This window comes from Citrobacter sp. CK206 (assembly GCF_030333125.1).
Classification (GTDB): domain Bacteria; phylum Pseudomonadota; class Gammaproteobacteria; order Enterobacterales; family Enterobacteriaceae; genus Citrobacter_B; species Citrobacter_B koseri.
Genome location: NZ_JAOWGM010000023.1, coordinates 548,682 through 565,445 on the forward strand (window position 1 = coordinate 548,682; position 16,764 = coordinate 565,445).

The following is a 16,764-nucleotide window of genomic DNA, read 5'->3' on the forward strand; positions in this document are numbered from 1 at the left end:
TTTAACTGATTGATTTTAAGTAATTAAAAATTTTATACTCATAAAATGGTAGTCAAAAAGACTATTCAATTAATTGTCAATATGACACTATTGATTGTCAAAATGACAATGAGGTAGCCATGAGCTTTTCAGTTGATGTCCTGGCGGGCATCGCCATTGAATTACAAAGTGGTATCGGGCATCAGGACCGCTTTCAGCGCCTGATCACCACGCTGCGTCAGGTGCTGGAGTGCGATGCGTCGGCGCTGCTGCGCTATGAGGGGCGGCAGTTTATTCCGCTGGCGATCGACGGTCTGGCGCAGGATGTACTGGGCAGGCGCTTTACTCTGGAAGGGCATCCGCGACTGGAAGCCATTGCCCGTGCCGGGGATGTGGTGCGTTTTCCGGCCGACAGCGACCTGCCGGACCCGTATGACGGGCTGATCCCGGATCAGGAGAGCCTGAAGGTACACGCCTGTATCGGGCTGCCGCTGTTCGCCGGGCAAACCCTGATTGGCGCACTCACGCTTGACGGCATGGAACCCGATCAGTTTGATGTTTTCAGCGATGAAGAGCTGCGGCTCATCGCAGCGCTGGCGGCGGGGGCGCTGAGCAATGCGCTGCTTATTGAGCAATTAGAAAGCCAGAATATGTTGCCGGGATCTTCCGCTTCTTTCGAACAGGTGAAAGAAACGCAGATGATCGGCCTGTCGCCAAATATGATGCAGTTGAAAAAAGAGATTGAGATTGTCGCGGGGTCGGATCTCAACGTGCTGATCAGCGGCGAAACGGGAACCGGGAAAGAGCTGGTGGCGAAAGCGATTCACGAAGGCTCGCCACGGGCGGTGAACCCGCTGGTGTATCTGAACTGCGCCGCGCTGCCGGAAAGCGTGGCGGAGAGCGAGCTTTTCGGCCACGTCAAAGGGGCGTTTACCGGGGCAATCAGCAACCGTAGCGGTAAGTTCGAAATGGCCGATAACGGCACGCTGTTTCTTGATGAGATCGGCGAGCTGTCGCTGGCGTTGCAGGCGAAACTGCTGCGCGTTTTGCAGTATGGCGATATTCAACGCGTCGGGGACGATCGCAGCCTGCGCGTTGACGTGCGCGTGCTGGCGGCGACTAACCGCGACTTACGCGAAGAGGTGCTGGCCGGGCGTTTTCGCGCCGACCTGTTCCACCGTTTGAGCGTGTTCCCGCTCTCCGTGCCGCCGCTGCGTGAGCGTGGTGAGGATGTGGTCTTGCTGGCCGGGTATTTTTGCGAACAGTGCCGCCTGCGGCTGGGGCTTTCCCGCGTGGTGCTGAGTCCGGGGGCGCGTAGCCATCTGCTGAGCTATGGCTGGCCGGGAAACGTTCGCGAACTGGAACATGCGATCCACCGTGCGGTGGTTCTGGCAAGAGCGACCCGGGCGGGGGATGAGGTGGTGCTGGAAGCGCAGCATTTTGCCTTACAGGAGGAGGTTTCTCCCGCTCTGCCTGACGACAGTACGCCGACGCTACCGGCAAATCACAATCTGCGCGACGCGACCGAGGCTTTCCAGCGGGAGATGATTCGCCGTGCGCTGGCGCAAAATAACCACAACTGGGCCGCCTGCGCGCGAGCGCTGGAGACAGACGTCGCCAACCTGCATCGGCTGGCGAAGCGTCTGGGGCTGAAAAGTTAGATGATGCCTGCCTGGTAGAAGTCTTGCAGGTTGATTGCGCCGGTGAGTTTACCGTTTTCATCCACCACCGGCGCGGCGGTGATCTTGCGCTTCATCAGAAGTTCTTTGGCATCGATGGCGCGGCTCTGCTCCTGCAACGTAATGCCGTTGTGGGTCATCGCTTCGCTGACCGGCGTAGCCAGCGTGCCGCCGCCAACCAGCCAGCGGCGCAGGTCGCCGTCGGTAAAGACGCCTTTCACAACGCGCTGCGCGTCGCATACCGCAACCAGACCTAATCCGGTACGGCTCAGCTCCAGCATGGCGTCCATCACGCTGGTGGTGAGCTGAACCTGCGGCACCGCATCGTCACGGCGCATCAGGTGATGGACTTTGTTGAGCAGACGCGCGCCCAGCGCCCCGGCAGGGTGTGAACGGGCGAAATCCTCTTCATTGAAACCGCGCGCCTGCATCACCGCCATAGCCAGCGCGTCGCCCATCATCAGGGTGTTGACGGTGCTGGAGGTCGGCGCCAGGTGCATCGGGCAGGCTTCACGCTCAACGGAGATATCCAGCACAGCCTTTGCCGCCAGACCCAGCGGGGAGGTTGGCTTTCCGGTCATCGCCAGCAGGGTTATCGATTTATCTTCCAGGCGCGGAATAATGAGATCCAGCTCTTTCGCTCCGCCGGAATAGGAGATGAACAGCATCACGTCCCGGCTTTCGATCATGCCGAGATCGCCATGTAACGCTTCTGCCGGGTGGACAAAGAACGCGGGCGTTCCTGTACTGGCGAGAGTCGCGGCGATTTTTTTGCCGATATGGCCTGACTTGCCAATACCGGAGACAATCACTTTGCCTTCGCAGTGGAGGATAGTATTGGCGGCACGGACAAAATCATCGCCCAGGCGTTCCGGCAGACGGCTTGCTTCCTGTAACTCCAGCAGTAATGTCTGGCGACCCGCGTTCAGTAATGCATCACTCATTGGTTTCTCCGGTTATGATCACTTCAATCCCTTTTGCTTCCAGCGCCTGACGAAACGCGGGGTCGATACCCGCGTCGGTAACCAGTTTGTCGACGCTTTCCAGACTGCACACAACGTTGGGGCTTTTACGCCCAAATTTTGAGGAGTCCGCCATCAGAATCACTTCGCGCGCGGCATTGCACATCGCTTTGCTGACGGTATAGACCTCATTAAAGGTGGTCACTCCGGCATTGAGATCGATGCCGTCGGTGCCCATGAACAGTTTATCAAAACTGAACTGCTCAAAGGCGTTTTCTGCCAGCTGACCGTGAAATGACGCAGATTTTTTGCGAAATGTGCCGCCGGGCATCAGGATGGTCTGCTCGTTGTCCAGCTCCGAAAGGGCGTTAACAATGTGCAGGCTGTTGGTCATGACGGTGATATTGCTAAAGCGGGTAAGCATCGGCACCATCTGCAACACGGTGCTTCCGGCATCAAGGATGATGGAGTCGCCATCGTGGATAAACTGGACGGCCGCTTGTGCGATCAACGCCTTTTTATGGGTGTTGATCAGCGTTTTGTGATCGATAGGCGGGTCGGATTCATCTTTATTCAACACCACGCCGCCATACGTGCGAATAACGGTTCCGGCATTTTCCAGAATGACCAGGTCTTTGCGAATGGTGGTGCCCGTGGTGTCAAAGTACTGGGCCAACTCCTCAACCGAGCATTTTCCCTGCTTTTGCAGATGCTCCAGAATAGCAGCCTGACGCTGACGTGGTTTCATAGGCGTAATTACCCTGACTGATGTATAAGTTGTGAAATGATAATTTCGCAAGCAATTAGCATTCACAACGAAATTACCCATGTTTCAGTTTAAGCGCTAATGATAGTGCATTCTGTGAGAGCGAATCATGGGGAAAGATCACATCAGGCTGTAATTCATCAAGATGTTTGCCCTGTATTGCGGGAATTTTAACCGGTCGGGCAAAGACGGTGAGACCTTTCATGAATAAGGTATCCGTAACGCGCTGCTGGTCATCCAGAGCGATGGCGACCACCACTCGCGGTTTAAAGCGTCCGCCGGAGCGCCCGACGCCCACTCGTCCTCGTTGGCAAAGTTTGTCAAACGCCCGGTTAAAGCGGGAGATTTGCCAGCCGCCCAGCGCCAGTTGCGCACACCAGGCGATAACGGCGACGGTGATCAGTGCGGAAACCATAATGCGCTCCTTTGATTTTGCCGGATGGCGGCTGCGCCTTATCTGGCCTACATAATATTCGTAGGCCCGGTAAGCGCAGCGCCACCGGGCAATCATACCTCTTAAAACATCACCTGACCGCCGGTCACATTGATGGACTGTCCGGTGCAGTACGACGCCTTCGCGCTGGCGTAAAACAGCAGCATGTCCAGTACGTCCTGATAATCGCAGCCGCGTTTTAACGGAACTTTGTCGATGTAATACTGCTCCACTTCGTCCGGCTTGATGCCAAGCTTGGCGGCGTATTGCGGCAGCAGCGACTGGAACATTGGTGATTTCAGCAGGTTGCCAAGCATCAGCGAATGCACGGTAATGCCGTATTCTGCCAGATCCAGCGCCAGCGACTGGGTTAAGCCCACGCCGCCGAACTTCGCCGCGCTATAGCCGGAGTTGTGTTTACTGCCCACTTTCCCGGACTTGGAGTTGATCTGGATAATGCGTCCCTGAATGCCGTCGCGGATCATCAGGCGGGAGAATTCGCGAGCGCAGAGGAAATACCCCACCAGATTCACCTGTAGCGAGCGGTCGAAATCGCCGAGTTGAAAATCGCTGATAAACGCCGCTTTGGCGATGCCCGCGCTGTAGACCAGCAGATCAACCCGACCAAAAATTTCATCGACTCCGCGAGAGAGCGCCAGAACGCTCTGCTCGCTGGTGGCATCGGCGCCAAAACCGTACGCCATGCCTTCGCCAAACGCGGCGTTAATCTCCTGCGCCACATTTGCGGCTTTATCACTCTGAATATCGACAACGGCGACGCGATAACCAACCTCTGCAAGCCCACGGCAGAGGAAGGCCCCCAGGGTCTGGCCTCCACCAATGACAACGGCAACCTGATTCATTTTTCTCTCCTTAAACCTTTAAGCCACAAACTTCAAAATACAGCCCGGCGCGATGTCGTCCGGTACTGGCCCCGCAACGTGTACGGTGCCGGGAAATTCCGCCTCGTTCAGCCCGTCGAAGCGCAGGGTGATATGCCCCAGTTCACGCAGATTCTGCTCGGCCACGCTGCCCACAGCAGTCACCGGATAGCGATGCTCACCCAGCTCAAACTGTGCGCCGGGTTGCAGCGTGCCGTTCAGCTCGCCGTGGCAGTGGATAAAGCAAAACGCTTCGATATCCGCAGGCGCGCCTTCACGAAAGGTAATCAGCATCCTGTCGCAGAGCGCGTCCGGCGCGCTCTCGCCGATACGGGTGATGGTGGTCTGGTAAATCACGGTCATCTCTGAACCTCTTATTGATAAATAAAGCCGGAAACAAACCAGGCGATGAGAACGGTAGGCGCGCCGGTCAGGAAGCGGCTCACCAGCACGGAAGGCACGCCGACGCGAACGGTGTCCTGACGGGCCTCCGCCAGCGATAAACCGACCGGAATAAAGTCGCACGCGGCCTGAGCGTTAATCGCGAACAGCGCGGGCAGCGCCAGATGGGGAGGGATATTACCCAGACCAATCTGCACGCCAATCAGCACCCCGATAACCTGGGCGATCACCGCGCCAGGGCCGAGGAAGGGCGACAGCAGCGGGAATGAACAGATGAGCGCCAGCGTGACCAGCCCCAGCGGATGGCTGGCAAGCGGCGCCAGGCCGTGAGCGATCCAGTCGCCGAGACCGGAGGCCATAATGATGCCGATCAGCGCCGAGACGAAGGCCATAAACGGCAGAATGGTTTTCAGCACCGTATCGATGGTGTCGCGCCCGGACTGGAACAGCACCGCTACCGCTGAGCCCATCCCCATACCGACTTTCGCCAAGAGGCCATCGCTCTGTTCGGTGATTTTTTTGCTGGCGTCGTAATCGCGGCCCGCAGGCGAGGCGACAGGCTGCGCGTTTGCAGGCGCCTCGCCGCTCAGCGTGATGTTCTCTTCTTTCACCCCGGAGACGTAAATATCTTCCACGATGTACTGCGCCAGCGGCCCCGACTTCCCGGTAGAGTGGATGTTGATGGTTGGAATGCGCCGCTTCGGATAAATCCCGCAGCGCAGCGTGCCGCCGCAGTCGATGATCGCCGCGCCGATCTCTTCCTCAGGCGGTTCGCCCTCTTTAAAGCCATCCACCGCCTGCCAGCCTGTCAGTTTCGCCAGTTTGTCGACAATCCCCGGACGCGTCCCGGCGGTGATGTAGACGATTTTCTTTCCGGGGGTTGCATCCAGTTCAAGCGGGCCGCCCCAGCCGCCGGTGCCTTTCTCAATACGAATACGCGTCATGATGTTGCTCCAGCCAGGTGGACTTTCTGCTCAAGTTGAATGCCCATTTTTTTCTCAAAGATGGATGTGGTGAGGTCAGTCACCCAGCCACGGAAGAAGTTGGTGACCAGACCGACCAGCAGATAGCTGACGGCGAGCGGGCCAAGCGGGAGGCCGAGTGTCGTCAGGCCGCTGGCGATGCCCAGGTAAACAAACAGCTCGCCGGGGTTGATGTGTGGGAACAGTCCATTCATCGAGTGGCAGCTGTAGGAGGCCGCCGCGTAGTAACTGGGCTTGTATTTTTCTGGCATAAAGCGGCCCAGGCTCAGCGTCATCGGGTTACAAAACACAAACGTACCGATGCACGGCAGCAGCAGGTAACGGGATAACGGGTTCCCGGCGCAGCGCTGGGCAAAACGTTCAATACGCTGCTGGCCAATGAAGTTTATTAAGGCATTCATGATGACCAGCAGGCTTATCAAAAGCGGAAGGATACCGGTCACCATACTGGTGAACACCTCTCCGCCTTTCTGGAACAGCCCGATAAACCACTCCGCACCATGTGTAATGGTTTCGATCATTGTTCTCTCCTGTAGGGTTTGTTGTTATCTTGCCAATTGGTGAGTTATTTTAATCAGATCGAAAGATTTAAAAGTGTTATTTTGATCTCAAAATGAAAGATAAATATTTTAAAGTGAAAGTTTGCGTTTGTTGCGGAGAAAAAAAACAGGGATGTTACGGGAGAATAGTGCGTATTCTGTGAAGAGCGCTTCCTTGTGCGAAGCGGGATGCTTTACCATACTTCCCCCTGGCTGAATCTGTTTAATGGATGTCTCATGTTCAAGCGTCGTTATGTAGCACTACTTCCTCTCTTTGCGTTGCTTGCTGCCTGTAGCAGCAAACCACAGTCTTCAGAAATTCAAACGACAACGGGAGCGCCGTCCGGCGGTTTCCTGCTTGAGCCGCAGCACAATGTCATGGTGATGGGCGGTGATTTCGCCAATAATCCGAACGCGCAGCAGTTCATTGAGAAGATGGTGAACAAGCACGGTTTTAATCGCCAGCAGTTGCAGGAGATCCTGTCGCAGGCGAAGCGCCTGGACTACGTTCTGCGACTGATGGACAGACAGGCGCCGACCACGCAACCGCCAGCGGGGCCGAATGGCGCATGGTTGCGCTATCGCAAGCAGTTTATTACCCCGGACAATGTGCAAAACGGCGTGGCGTTCTGGAATCAATATGAGGATGCGTTGAACCGTGCATGGCAGGTTTATGGCGTCCCGCCGGAGATTATCGTCGGCATTATTGGCGTGGAAACCCGCTGGGGCCGCATCATGGGTAAAACGCGAATTCTGGATGCGCTGGCGACGCTGTCGTTTAACTATCCACGTCGGGCGGAGTATTTCTCCGGCGAACTGGAAACGTTCCTGCTGATGGCGCGTGATGAGCAGGACGACCCGCTGGATCTGAAAGGGTCTTTTGCCGGTGCGATGGGGTACGGACAGTTTATGCCGTCGTCCTATAAGCAGTACGCGGTGGACTTTAACGGCGATGGGCACATCAACCTGTGGGACCCGGTTGATGCCATCGGCAGCGTGGCGAACTATTTCAAAGCCCACGGTTGGGTGAAAGGCGATGTGGTCGCCGTTCCGGCCAACGGTCAGGCGCCAGGGCTGGCGAACGGCTTTAAAACCCAGTACAGCATTTCTCAGCTTGCGGCCGCCGGGCTGACGCCGCAGCAGTCGCTGGGCAATCATCAGCAGGCCAGCCTGCTGCGCCTGGATGTGGGTACGGGCTATCAGTACTGGTACGGGTTGCCGAACTTCTATGCCATCACGCGCTATAACCACAGCACTCACTATGCGATGGCGGTCTGGCAGCTTGGTCAGGCCGTCGCGCTGGCGCGTGTACCTGCGGCGTCGCCGTTTAGTCAGTAGCCGCGGTGTGTTTTCCGGGGGGCTACGCTTACCCGGTCTGGATTACGCTCCCTTTTCCCTGAGAGAAAGGGGAGCGTGCAGCGCCGCTGTTGCGCTATTTCACATCTGAAACATTTCGCCACACTCCCTTTTTTCCTGGCAATTTACATCCGCATCGTATTTCATTATTGTTATGTTATAACATTTTGTTGTGGTGCGAATATGTCTGCTTCACTCTTCTCTCTTTCGGCTCTGACTCGCCTGTTGATGGCTATCGCGCTTGTTTTGTGTATCGGACTGGCCGTGCGCTGGGCGGTGGCATTGCCATGATTATCCTGAATCAACTGGTGGCTGGTTACGAGCGACAGCCAGTCACGTCGCCGCTGACCGGCACGCTGGAACGCGGCAGCATGACGGCGATTATCGGCGCTAACGGCTGCGGCAAATCAACGCTGCTGAAAACGCTGGCCGGTTTTCTTCCTCCGGTGAGCGGCGCATTTCGCTGGCGCGGACGCCGCCCGGTAATTGGCTGGTTGGCGCAACGTCACGCGCTGGAGACGCAGTTTCCGCTTACCGTTCAGGACGTGGTGAGCATGGGGTGCTGGCCTGATATTTCCCTGCTGGGGGGATTTCAACGCAAAACCCGTCTGCGTATTGCCCACGCTATTGAGCGCGTGGGGCTGGAGGCAATGGCGACGATGACCATTGATGAACTCTCCGGCGGCCAGTTTCAACGCATGTTGTTTGCCCGTGTGCTGGTGCAGGAAGCGCCGCTGGTCATGCTGGATGAACCCTTTACCGGCGTGGATGAGGAGACCTGCAACGCACTGATGGGGCTGATGCTGGAGATGTATCAGCGAGGGCAAACGGTGCTGGCGGTGCTGCACGACAGCGAACGGGTGGCGCGCTATTTTCCGCAGACGTTACGGCTGGATACGGATGTGTCTCACTGGATGACCGAGCGGGTGAGGGTGGCATGATCTGGCATATCTTCTTTCAGCCGTTTATTGAATACGGCTTTATGCGGCGGGCGCTGGTGGTCTGTCTGGCGCTTTCGGTCAGCACGACGGCGCTTGGCGTCTTTTTACTGCTGCGACGTATGAGCCTGATGGGAGACGCGCTGTCGCATGCGGTGCTACCCGGCGTGGCGGTGGGCTATCTGCTCAGTGGAATGTCATTGCTGGCAATGAGCATTGGCGGGTTTATCGCCGGGATTACGGTAGCGCTGGTGGCGGGAATGGTGAGTCGCCGTACGCCGCTAAAAGAAGACGCCAGCTTCGCCGGGTTCTACCTGGGATCGCTGGCGCTGGGGGTTACGCTGGTGTCGCTGCGCGGGTCAAATGTCGATCTGCTGCATCTTCTGTTTGGTTCCATTCTGGCGGTCGATCGCGATTCCGCGCTGTTCGTGGCGGGGGTATGCGCATTCACATTGATCATGCTGGCGATTTTCTATCGTGGTCTGGTGAGTGAAGCGTTTGATACCGCATGGTTGCAGGTTAACGCGCGCTGGCTGCCTTCGCTGCTGCACGGGCTGTTTCTCTCGTTGCTGGTGTTGAATCTGGTGGCTGGCTTTCAGGTACTCGGCACGCTGATGGCGGTAGGGCTGATGATGCTTCCTGCCGTTGCGGCCCGCTGCTGGGCGCGCACGTTACCGGGGCTGTTATTGCTCGCCGGCGGCAGCGGCGTCGTCTGTGCATGGCTGGGGCTAAGCCTTTCCTGGGCGGTGAGTTTACCCGCCGGGCCGTCGATTGTGCTGACCGCCAGCGCGCTGTTCTTTATTTCCATTTTATTCGGCACGCGCAGCAGGCTGGCTGACAGTCTGCGCGCGCTTTTTTAATGCAAGGGGAAAAGATGAAACGTACAGGGGTAATGATTGCGCTCGCGCTGGGGTTGATGACGCAAGGCGCGCTGGCGAAAACGCTGAATGTGGTGACGAGTTTTTCTATTCTCGGCGACATCACCCAGGAGGTCGGCGGCAAGAATGTCAACGTCACTACGCTGGTTGGGCCGGATGGCGATCCGCATACCTTCGAGCCTTCGCCGAAAGACAGCGCGGCGTTGAGCAAAGCGGATGTGGTGGTAGTGAACGGTCTGGGACTGGAGGGTTGGCTTGACCGGCTGGTAAAAGCCTCCGGTTTCAAAGGTACGCTGGTGGTGGCTTCCGACGGGGTGAAGACGCATACGCTGGATGAAGACGGCGAAACCGTCACCGATCCGCATGCCTGGAATAGCGCAGCGAACGGCGCGCTGTATGCGCAGAATATTCTTTCCGGGCTGGTCAACGCCGACCCGCAGGATAAAGCCGCGCTGGAGGCTTCCGGCAAACCTTATATCGCACAGCTGACTGAACTGGACGCGTGGGCGAAAGCGCGCTTTAGCCAGATCCCGCAGGAGAAACGCAAGGTGCTGACCAGCCACGACGCCTTCGGTTATTTCGGTCGCGCCTACGGCGTTGAGTTTTTGGCGCCGCAGGGGCTGTCGTCGGAAAGTGAAGCCTCTGCCGCGCAGGTCGCCGCGCTCATTAAGCAGATTAAAGCGGATGGGGTGAACACCTGGTTTATGGAGAATCAGCTCGATCCGCGTCTGGTAAAACAGATCGCCAGCGCGACGGGCGCGCAGCCGGGCGGCGAGCTGTATCCTGAAGCCTTGTCGGCAAAAGGCGGCGTGGCGGATAGCTACGTAAAAGCGTTTCGCCACAATGTTGAGACCATCGCCAACAGCATGAAGTAACCGTACGATTGGCCGATGCTTCGCATCGGCTTTTTTCTGAAGCCTCCTCGTAAAATCCGCACCTCGTCCCCATATCTGCTCAGAAAGTGCTATCTTGTGCTGCACGTTTTTCAGGAGCCTTAAGCGATGATGACTGACCATGAATTGATGCAGTTAAGCGAAGTGGTAGGGCTGGCGCTGAAACAGCGCGGCGCAACGCTGACGACAGCGGAGTCCTGCACGGGCGGTTGGGTAGCGAAAGTGATTACCGATATCGCCGGGAGTTCCGCCTGGTTTGAACGCGGTTTTGTTACCTACAGTAATGAAGCGAAAGCGCAAATGATTGGCGTGCGCGAACCGACGCTTGAGCAGCACGGCGCGGTCAGCGAACCGGTGGTGATTGAGATGGCGATTGGCGCGCTCAGAGCGGCCCGCGCGGATTATGCCGTTTCTATCAGCGGCATTGCCGGGCCGGACGGCGGCAGCGACGTGAAGCCCGTCGGCACTGTCTGGTTTGGTTTCGCAACCGCACAGGGCGAGGGGATCACCCGCCGGGAGTGCTTTAGCGGCGACCGTGACAGCGTACGTCGCCAGGCGACGGAATATGCGCTCAAAACGCTCTGGCAACAATTTCTACAAAACACTTGATACTGTATGACTGTACAGTATAATCGCACCTAACAGTACAGAATTCACTATCCGGTACAAGCGCAAGCGGACCCCGGCTCATGACAGGAGTAGTTAATGGCTATCGACGAAAACAAACAGAAAGCGTTGGCGGCAGCGCTGGGCCAGATCGAAAAACAATTCGGTAAAGGCTCCATCATGCGCCTGGGTGAAGACCGTTCCATGGATGTGGAAACCATCTCCACCGGTTCGCTTTCTCTGGATATCGCGCTGGGCGCGGGTGGCCTGCCGATGGGGCGTATCGTAGAAATCTACGGGCCGGAATCCTCCGGTAAAACCACCCTGACGCTTCAGGTGATTGCCGCTGCACAGCGTGAAGGCAAAACCTGTGCGTTTATCGACGCCGAACATGCGCTGGACCCTATCTATGCCCGCAAACTGGGCGTCGATATCGACAACCTGCTGTGCTCCCAGCCGGACACCGGCGAGCAGGCGCTGGAAATCTGTGATGCGCTGGCGCGTTCAGGCGCTGTAGACGTTATCGTTGTTGACTCCGTGGCGGCGTTGACGCCGAAAGCGGAAATCGAAGGTGAAATCGGCGACTCTCATATGGGCCTCGCGGCGCGTATGATGAGCCAGGCGATGCGTAAGCTGGCCGGTAACCTGAAACAGTCCAACACCCTGCTGATCTTCATCAACCAGATCCGTATGAAAATTGGCGTCATGTTCGGCAACCCGGAAACCACTACCGGGGGTAACGCGCTGAAATTCTACGCGTCCGTTCGTCTGGATATCCGCCGTATCGGCGCGGTGAAAGAGGGCGAAAACGTCGTGGGTAGCGAAACCCGCGTGAAGGTTGTGAAGAACAAAATCGCCGCGCCGTTTAAACAGGCAGAGTTCCAGATCCTCTATGGCGAAGGCATTAACTTCTATGGCGAACTGGTTGACCTGGGCGTGAAAGAGAAGCTGATCGAGAAAGCCGGTGCATGGTACAGCTATAACGGCGAGAAAATCGGTCAGGGTAAAGCGAATGCCACTGCCTGGCTGAAAGAGAACCCGGCGACCGCCAAAGAGATCGAGAAAAAAGTGCGTGAGCTGCTGCTGAGCAACCAGGACTCGACGCCAGACTTCTCCGTTGATGACAACGGTGAAGGTGTGAAAGAAACCAACGAAGATTTCTAATCGTTGCATTGCCCGGTGGCGGCGCTCTGGCGCCTTATCGGGCTTATACTTTGAAGGGCTGCATATCTTGCGGCCCTTTTTGCATTTCTTTTTCCGAAGGTTTGTTATGAGTGAATCCACACCGCGACGCCCCGCATATAACCGTCTGCTGGATCGCGCGGTACGTATTCTGGCGGTACGCGATCACAGTGAACAGGAACTGCGGCGTAAACTCTCCGCACCGGTTATGGGAAAAAACGGGCCGGAAGAGATCGATGCGGCGCCGGAAGACTATGAACGGGTTATCGCCTGGTGCCATGAGCACAACTACCTTGATGATCATCGTTTTGTTTCGCGCTTTATCGCCAGCCGCAGCCGTAAAGGTTATGGCCCGGCACGTATTCGGCAGGAGCTGAATCAAAAAGGCATTGCGCGTGAGGCGATTGAGCGCGCAATGCGTGAATGCGAGATTGAGTGGTTGCGTCTTGCACGAGAACAGGCGATCCGCAAATATGGCGAACCCTTACCAGCCGCATTTTCGGAAAAGGTCAAAGTCCAGCGTTTCCTGCTTTATCGTGGCTATCTGATGGAGGATATTCAGGAGATATGGCGAAATTTTGACGATTGACTGCATACGGGATTTTACTTCCCCGTAAAGAAAACTTATCTTATTCCCACTTTTTTCAATTGCCAGCCGGGCAGGGCATATGAGCGCTGAGGCGGGTAATGATATTTCGTTAGCTTGATTTCAGGATAATTATGAGCAAGAGCACCGCTGAGATCCGTCAGGCGTTTCTCGATTTTTTCCACAGTAAGGGACATCAGGTAGTTGCCAGCAGCTCCCTGGTGCCAAACAATGACCCAACTTTGTTGTTTACCAACGCCGGGATGAACCAGTTCAAGGATGTTTTCCTTGGGCTCGACAAGCGTAATTATTCCCGCGCCACCACTTCGCAGCGTTGCGTACGTGCGGGTGGTAAACACAACGATCTGGAAAACGTCGGTTACACTGCACGTCACCACACCTTCTTCGAAATGCTGGGTAACTTCAGCTTCGGCGACTATTTCAAACACGACGCTATTCAGTTTGCGTGGGAACTGCTGACCGGTGAAAACTGGTTTGCCCTGCCAAAAGAGCGTCTGTGGGTGACCGTCTATGAAACTGACGATGAAGCCTACGAGATCTGGGAAAAAGAAGTCGGCATTCCGCGTGAACGTATCATTCGAATTGGTGATAACAAAGGCGCGGCATACGCGTCCGACAACTTCTGGCAGATGGGCGATACAGGGCCGTGCGGTCCATGTACCGAGATTTTTTACGACCACGGCGATCACATCTGGGGCGGCCCTCCGGGAAGCCCGGAAGAAGATGGCGATCGCTATATTGAGATCTGGAACATCGTCTTCATGCAGTTCAACCGTCAGGCTGACGGTACGATGGAACCGCTGCCGAAGCCGTCCGTCGATACCGGTATGGGTCTGGAGCGTATTGCCGCTGTGTTGCAACACGTTAACTCCAACTATGAAATTGACCTGTTCCGCACGTTGATTGAAGCCGTTGCGAAGGTGACTGGCGCGACCGACCTGAGCAACAAGTCGCTGCGCGTGATTGCCGACCACATCCGTTCCTGCGCTTTCCTGATCGCCGACGGCGTGGTTCCGTCGAATGAAAACCGTGGCTATGTGCTGCGCCGTATCATTCGTCGTGCGGTTCGTCATGGCAACATGCTGGGCGCGAAAGAGACCTTCTTCTACAAGCTGGTTGGGCCGCTGATTGACGTTATGGGCTCTGCCGGTGAAGAGCTGAAGCGCCAGCAGGCGCAGGTTGAGCAGGTTCTGAAAACGGAAGAAGAGCAGTTTGCCCGTACGCTGGAACGTGGTCTGGCGCTGCTGGACGAAGAGCTGGCGAAGCTTTCCGGCGACACGCTGGATGGCGAAACCGCTTTCCGTCTGTATGACACCTACGGCTTCCCGGTTGACCTGACGGCGGACGTTTGCCGCGAGCGCAACATCAAAGTTGATGAAGCGGGATTTGAAGCCGCGATGGAAGAACAGCGTCGTCGTGCGCGTGAGGCCAGCGGTTTTGGCGCAGACTATAACGCGATGATCCGCGTTGACGGCGCGTCAGAATTTAAAGGTTATGAGCATCTGGAACTGAACGGTAAAGTGACCGCGCTGTTTGTGGATGGTAAAGCGGTAGATGCGATTAGCGCGGGTCAGGAAGCCGTTGTCGTGCTGGATCAGACGCCGTTCTATGCGGAATCCGGTGGTCAGGTTGGCGATAAAGGCGAACTGAAAGGCGCAGGCTTCGCGTTTGCGGTTAGCGATACGCAAAAATATGGCCAGGCGATTGGACATATCGGTACGCTTTCGACCGGTTCCCTGAAAGTGGGCGATGCGGTGCAGGCTGATGTGGATGACGCTCGCCGGGCGCGTATTCGCCTGAACCACTCTGCGACGCACCTGATGCACGCGGCGCTGCGCCAGATTCTGGGCACGCACGTAGCGCAGAAAGGCTCGCTGGTTAACGACAAAGTCCTGCGTTTCGACTTCTCGCATAATGAAGCGATGAAACCGTCTGAAATCCGTGCGGTGGAAGATCTGGTGAATGCGCAAATCCGTCGCAACCTGCCGGTCGAAACCAACATCATGGACCTTGAAGCGGCGAAAGCTAAAGGCGCAATGGCGCTGTTTGGCGAGAAGTATGACGATCGCGTTCGTGTGCTGAGCATGGGCGATTTCTCCACCGAACTGTGTGGCGGTACGCACGCCAGCCGTACGGGGGATATCGGTCTGTTCCGCATCGTTTCTGAATCCGGTACTGCGGCAGGCGTTCGTCGTATTGAAGCGGTTACGGGCGAAGGCGCGATTGCTACGCTGCACGCTGAAAGCGATCGCTTAAGCGATATCGCACAGTTGCTGAAGGGCGACAGCCAGAATCTGGGCGAAAAAGTCCGTTCTGTACTGGAACGTACGCGTCAGCTTGAAAAAGAGTTGCAGCAGTTGAAAGAACAGGCTGCCGCGCAGGAAAGTGCGAACCTTTCCAGCAAAGCGGTTGATATCAACGGCGTGAAGCTGCTGGTTAGCGAGCTTGCGGGCGTTGAGCCAAAAATGCTGCGTACGATGGTTGATGATCTGAAAAATCAACTGGGTTCTACCGTTATCGTTCTTGCAACGGTAGCGGAAGGTAAGGTTTCTCTGATTGCGGGCGTGTCGAAGGATGTGACCGACCGCGTGAAAGCAGGGGAGCTGGTCGGCATGGTCGCTCAGCAGGTGGGCGGCAAGGGCGGCGGACGTCCAGACATGGCGCAAGCCGGTGGTACGGATGCGGCTGCTCTGCCAGCAGCGTTAGCCAGTGTGAAAGGCTGGGTTAGCGCAAAACTGTAATAACTATAAGCGTTATCTAACGCCGCAGGCCCCGGTCTGCGGCGTTTGCATCAACGTTATTGACAACGATAAAGTCAGGTTGAAGTTGTGTATATCGGCTAAACTTAGGTTTAACAGAATGTGATGCCGTGACTGCTTACACTTTACGTGTTTGTCATCGCTTACTTTTTGGCGTTATATGATGGATAATGCCGGGATACAGAGAGACCCGACTCTTTTAATCTTTCAAGGAGCAAAGAATGCTGATTCTGACTCGTCGAGTTGGTGAGACCCTCATGATTGGAGATGAGGTCACCGTGACAGTTTTAGGGGTAAAGGGCAACCAGGTGCGCATTGGCGTAAACGCCCCGAAAGAAGTCTCTGTCCATCGTGAGGAGATCTACCAGCGTATCCAGGCTGAAAAATCCCAGCAGTCCAGTTACTAAGGTTTTCGCGTCTCATCTCTTCCGATGAGGCGCAACCTGCTCCTCGCGTCCTTTCTCTTTTTCATTTTTCTTCACTTTTTTCCGTATCGCTTCCCGTGCCGGCAGACTCTTTCCTGGTTATTCTGTTTTTCTGCCTGCGCTCAGGCGGTGTAACACGCCGATTTATTTGTTGATAAAACACCCTTTTTGCCGTTTTTGCAGACTAATTGAGCGTGAAGTGTGCAAACGATAAAAGCGCGGGAAAAATTGTTTGACTTATAAGTCCCAGAAAGTAATATGTGCGCCACGCAGCGACGATGAGCAGAAACAAGTTCTTCGAAGCACTCGTAAGAGGCGCGTGGTGAGGTGGCCGAGAGGCTGAAGGCGCTCCCCTGCTAAGGGAGTATGCGGTCAAAAGCTGCATCCGGGGTTCGAATCCCCGCCTCACCGCCATTTGCATCCGTAGCTCAGCTGGATAGAGTACTCGGCTACGAACCGAGCGGTCGGAGGTTCGAATCCTCCCGGATGCACCATC

17 protein-coding genes and 2 tRNA genes are annotated in these 16,764 nt (G+C 56.2%); 12 read left to right on the forward strand and 7 right to left on the reverse strand.

Annotated features, from left to right (window positions below):
- The first annotated feature begins 119 nt into the window (after window positions 1-119).
- On the forward strand, window positions 120-1,640 hold the full coding sequence (norR, locus tag OGX81_RS09255; protein WP_012134819.1) for a nitric oxide reductase transcriptional regulator NorR: 1,521 nt from the start codon (window positions 120-122) through the stop codon (window positions 1,638-1,640).
- On the opposite strand, the gene gutQ is transcribed toward norR, so the two are convergent.
- From gutQ to srlA, 7 genes are all read right to left on the reverse strand, one after another.
- Complete coding sequence (gene gutQ / locus OGX81_RS09260) at window positions 1,637-2,602, reverse strand: arabinose-5-phosphate isomerase GutQ (RefSeq protein WP_012134818.1); 966 nt, start codon at window positions 2,600-2,602, stop codon at window positions 1,637-1,639. The genes norR and gutQ overlap by 4 nt on opposite strands.
- Window positions 2,595-3,368 carry a glucitol operon DNA-binding transcriptional repressor SrlR gene (gene srlR, locus OGX81_RS09265; protein WP_012134817.1) on the reverse strand — a complete coding sequence of 258 codons (774 nt, stop codon included), beginning with the start codon at window positions 3,366-3,368 and terminating at the stop codon, window positions 2,595-2,597. The genes gutQ and srlR overlap by 8 nt, the downstream gene beginning before the upstream one ends.
- Window positions 3,369-3,441: 73 nt before the next feature.
- A complete protein-coding gene (gene gutM / locus OGX81_RS09270) occupies window positions 3,442-3,801 on the reverse strand; it encodes a transcriptional regulator GutM (RefSeq protein WP_012134816.1) in 360 nt (119 codons plus the stop codon).
- Between the two features lie 101 nt (window positions 3,802-3,902).
- The gene (gene srlD / locus OGX81_RS09275; protein ID WP_012134815.1) at window positions 3,903-4,682 is read right to left on the reverse strand and encodes a sorbitol-6-phosphate dehydrogenase; all 780 of its coding nucleotides are present in this window, start codon (window positions 4,680-4,682) and stop codon (window positions 3,903-3,905) included.
- Between the two features lie 18 nt (window positions 4,683-4,700).
- Window positions 4,701-5,063 carry a PTS glucitol/sorbitol transporter subunit IIA gene (gene srlB / locus OGX81_RS09280; protein WP_104868273.1) on the reverse strand — a complete coding sequence of 121 codons (363 nt, stop codon included), beginning with the start codon at window positions 5,061-5,063 and terminating at the stop codon, window positions 4,701-4,703.
- Window positions 5,064-5,074: 11 nt separating this feature from the next.
- Window positions 5,075-6,046 (reverse strand): PTS glucitol/sorbitol transporter subunit IIB, encoded by a 972-nt coding sequence (gene srlE / locus OGX81_RS09285; RefSeq protein WP_104868274.1) that lies wholly within the window; start codon window positions 6,044-6,046, stop codon window positions 5,075-5,077.
- Complete coding sequence (srlA, locus tag OGX81_RS09290; RefSeq protein WP_012134812.1) at window positions 6,043-6,606, reverse strand: PTS glucitol/sorbitol transporter subunit IIC; 564 nt, start codon at window positions 6,604-6,606, stop codon at window positions 6,043-6,045. The genes srlE and srlA overlap by 4 nt, the downstream gene beginning before the upstream one ends.
- 255 nt (window positions 6,607-6,861) lie before the next feature.
- Between srlA and mltB the strand changes: the two genes are divergently transcribed.
- From mltB to OGX81_RS09345, 11 genes are all read left to right on the forward strand, one after another.
- Window positions 6,862-7,962 (forward strand): lytic murein transglycosylase B, encoded by a 1,101-nt coding sequence (mltB, locus tag OGX81_RS09295; protein ID WP_104868275.1) that lies wholly within the window; start codon window positions 6,862-6,864, stop codon window positions 7,960-7,962.
- 305 nt (window positions 7,963-8,267) lie between these two features.
- Complete coding sequence (locus tag OGX81_RS09300; RefSeq protein ID WP_104868276.1) at window positions 8,268-8,921, forward strand: metal ABC transporter ATP-binding protein; 654 nt, start codon at window positions 8,268-8,270, stop codon at window positions 8,919-8,921.
- A complete protein-coding gene (locus tag OGX81_RS09305) occupies window positions 8,918-9,778 on the forward strand; it encodes a metal ABC transporter permease (protein WP_012134809.1) in 861 nt (286 codons plus the stop codon). The genes OGX81_RS09300 and OGX81_RS09305 overlap by 4 nt, the downstream gene beginning before the upstream one ends.
- Before the next feature lie 14 nt (window positions 9,779-9,792).
- Window positions 9,793-10,671 carry a metal ABC transporter substrate-binding protein gene (locus OGX81_RS09310; RefSeq protein ID WP_024130887.1) on the forward strand — a complete coding sequence of 293 codons (879 nt, stop codon included), beginning with the start codon at window positions 9,793-9,795 and terminating at the stop codon, window positions 10,669-10,671.
- A gap of 129 nt (window positions 10,672-10,800) precedes the next feature.
- Entirely contained in the window at window positions 10,801-11,298 is a 498-nt protein-coding gene (gene pncC, locus OGX81_RS09315; RefSeq protein ID WP_024130886.1) for a nicotinamide-nucleotide amidase, read from the forward strand.
- Between the two features lie 96 nt (window positions 11,299-11,394).
- Window positions 11,395-12,459 carry a recombinase RecA gene (gene recA / locus OGX81_RS09320; protein WP_012134806.1) on the forward strand — a complete coding sequence of 355 codons (1,065 nt, stop codon included), beginning with the start codon at window positions 11,395-11,397 and terminating at the stop codon, window positions 12,457-12,459.
- 106 nt (window positions 12,460-12,565) lie between these two features.
- On the forward strand, window positions 12,566-13,066 hold the full coding sequence (recX, locus tag OGX81_RS09325) for a recombination regulator RecX (protein ID WP_024130885.1): 501 nt from the start codon (window positions 12,566-12,568) through the stop codon (window positions 13,064-13,066).
- Between the two features lie 131 nt (window positions 13,067-13,197).
- Window positions 13,198-15,825: an alanine--tRNA ligase gene (alaS, locus tag OGX81_RS09330; RefSeq protein WP_104868277.1), complete on the forward strand. Its 2,628-nt coding sequence runs from the start codon at window positions 13,198-13,200 to the stop codon at window positions 15,823-15,825.
- Window positions 15,826-16,064: 239 nt separating this feature from the next.
- On the forward strand, window positions 16,065-16,250 hold the full coding sequence (csrA, locus tag OGX81_RS09335; RefSeq protein ID WP_000906486.1) for a carbon storage regulator CsrA: 186 nt from the start codon (window positions 16,065-16,067) through the stop codon (window positions 16,248-16,250).
- 339 nt (window positions 16,251-16,589) lie between these two features.
- Window positions 16,590-16,682 (forward strand) — tRNA-Ser (locus OGX81_RS09340).
- 3 nt (window positions 16,683-16,685) lie between these two features.
- Window positions 16,686-16,762 (forward strand) — tRNA-Arg (locus tag OGX81_RS09345).
- Window positions 16,763-16,764: the final 2 nt, after the last annotated feature.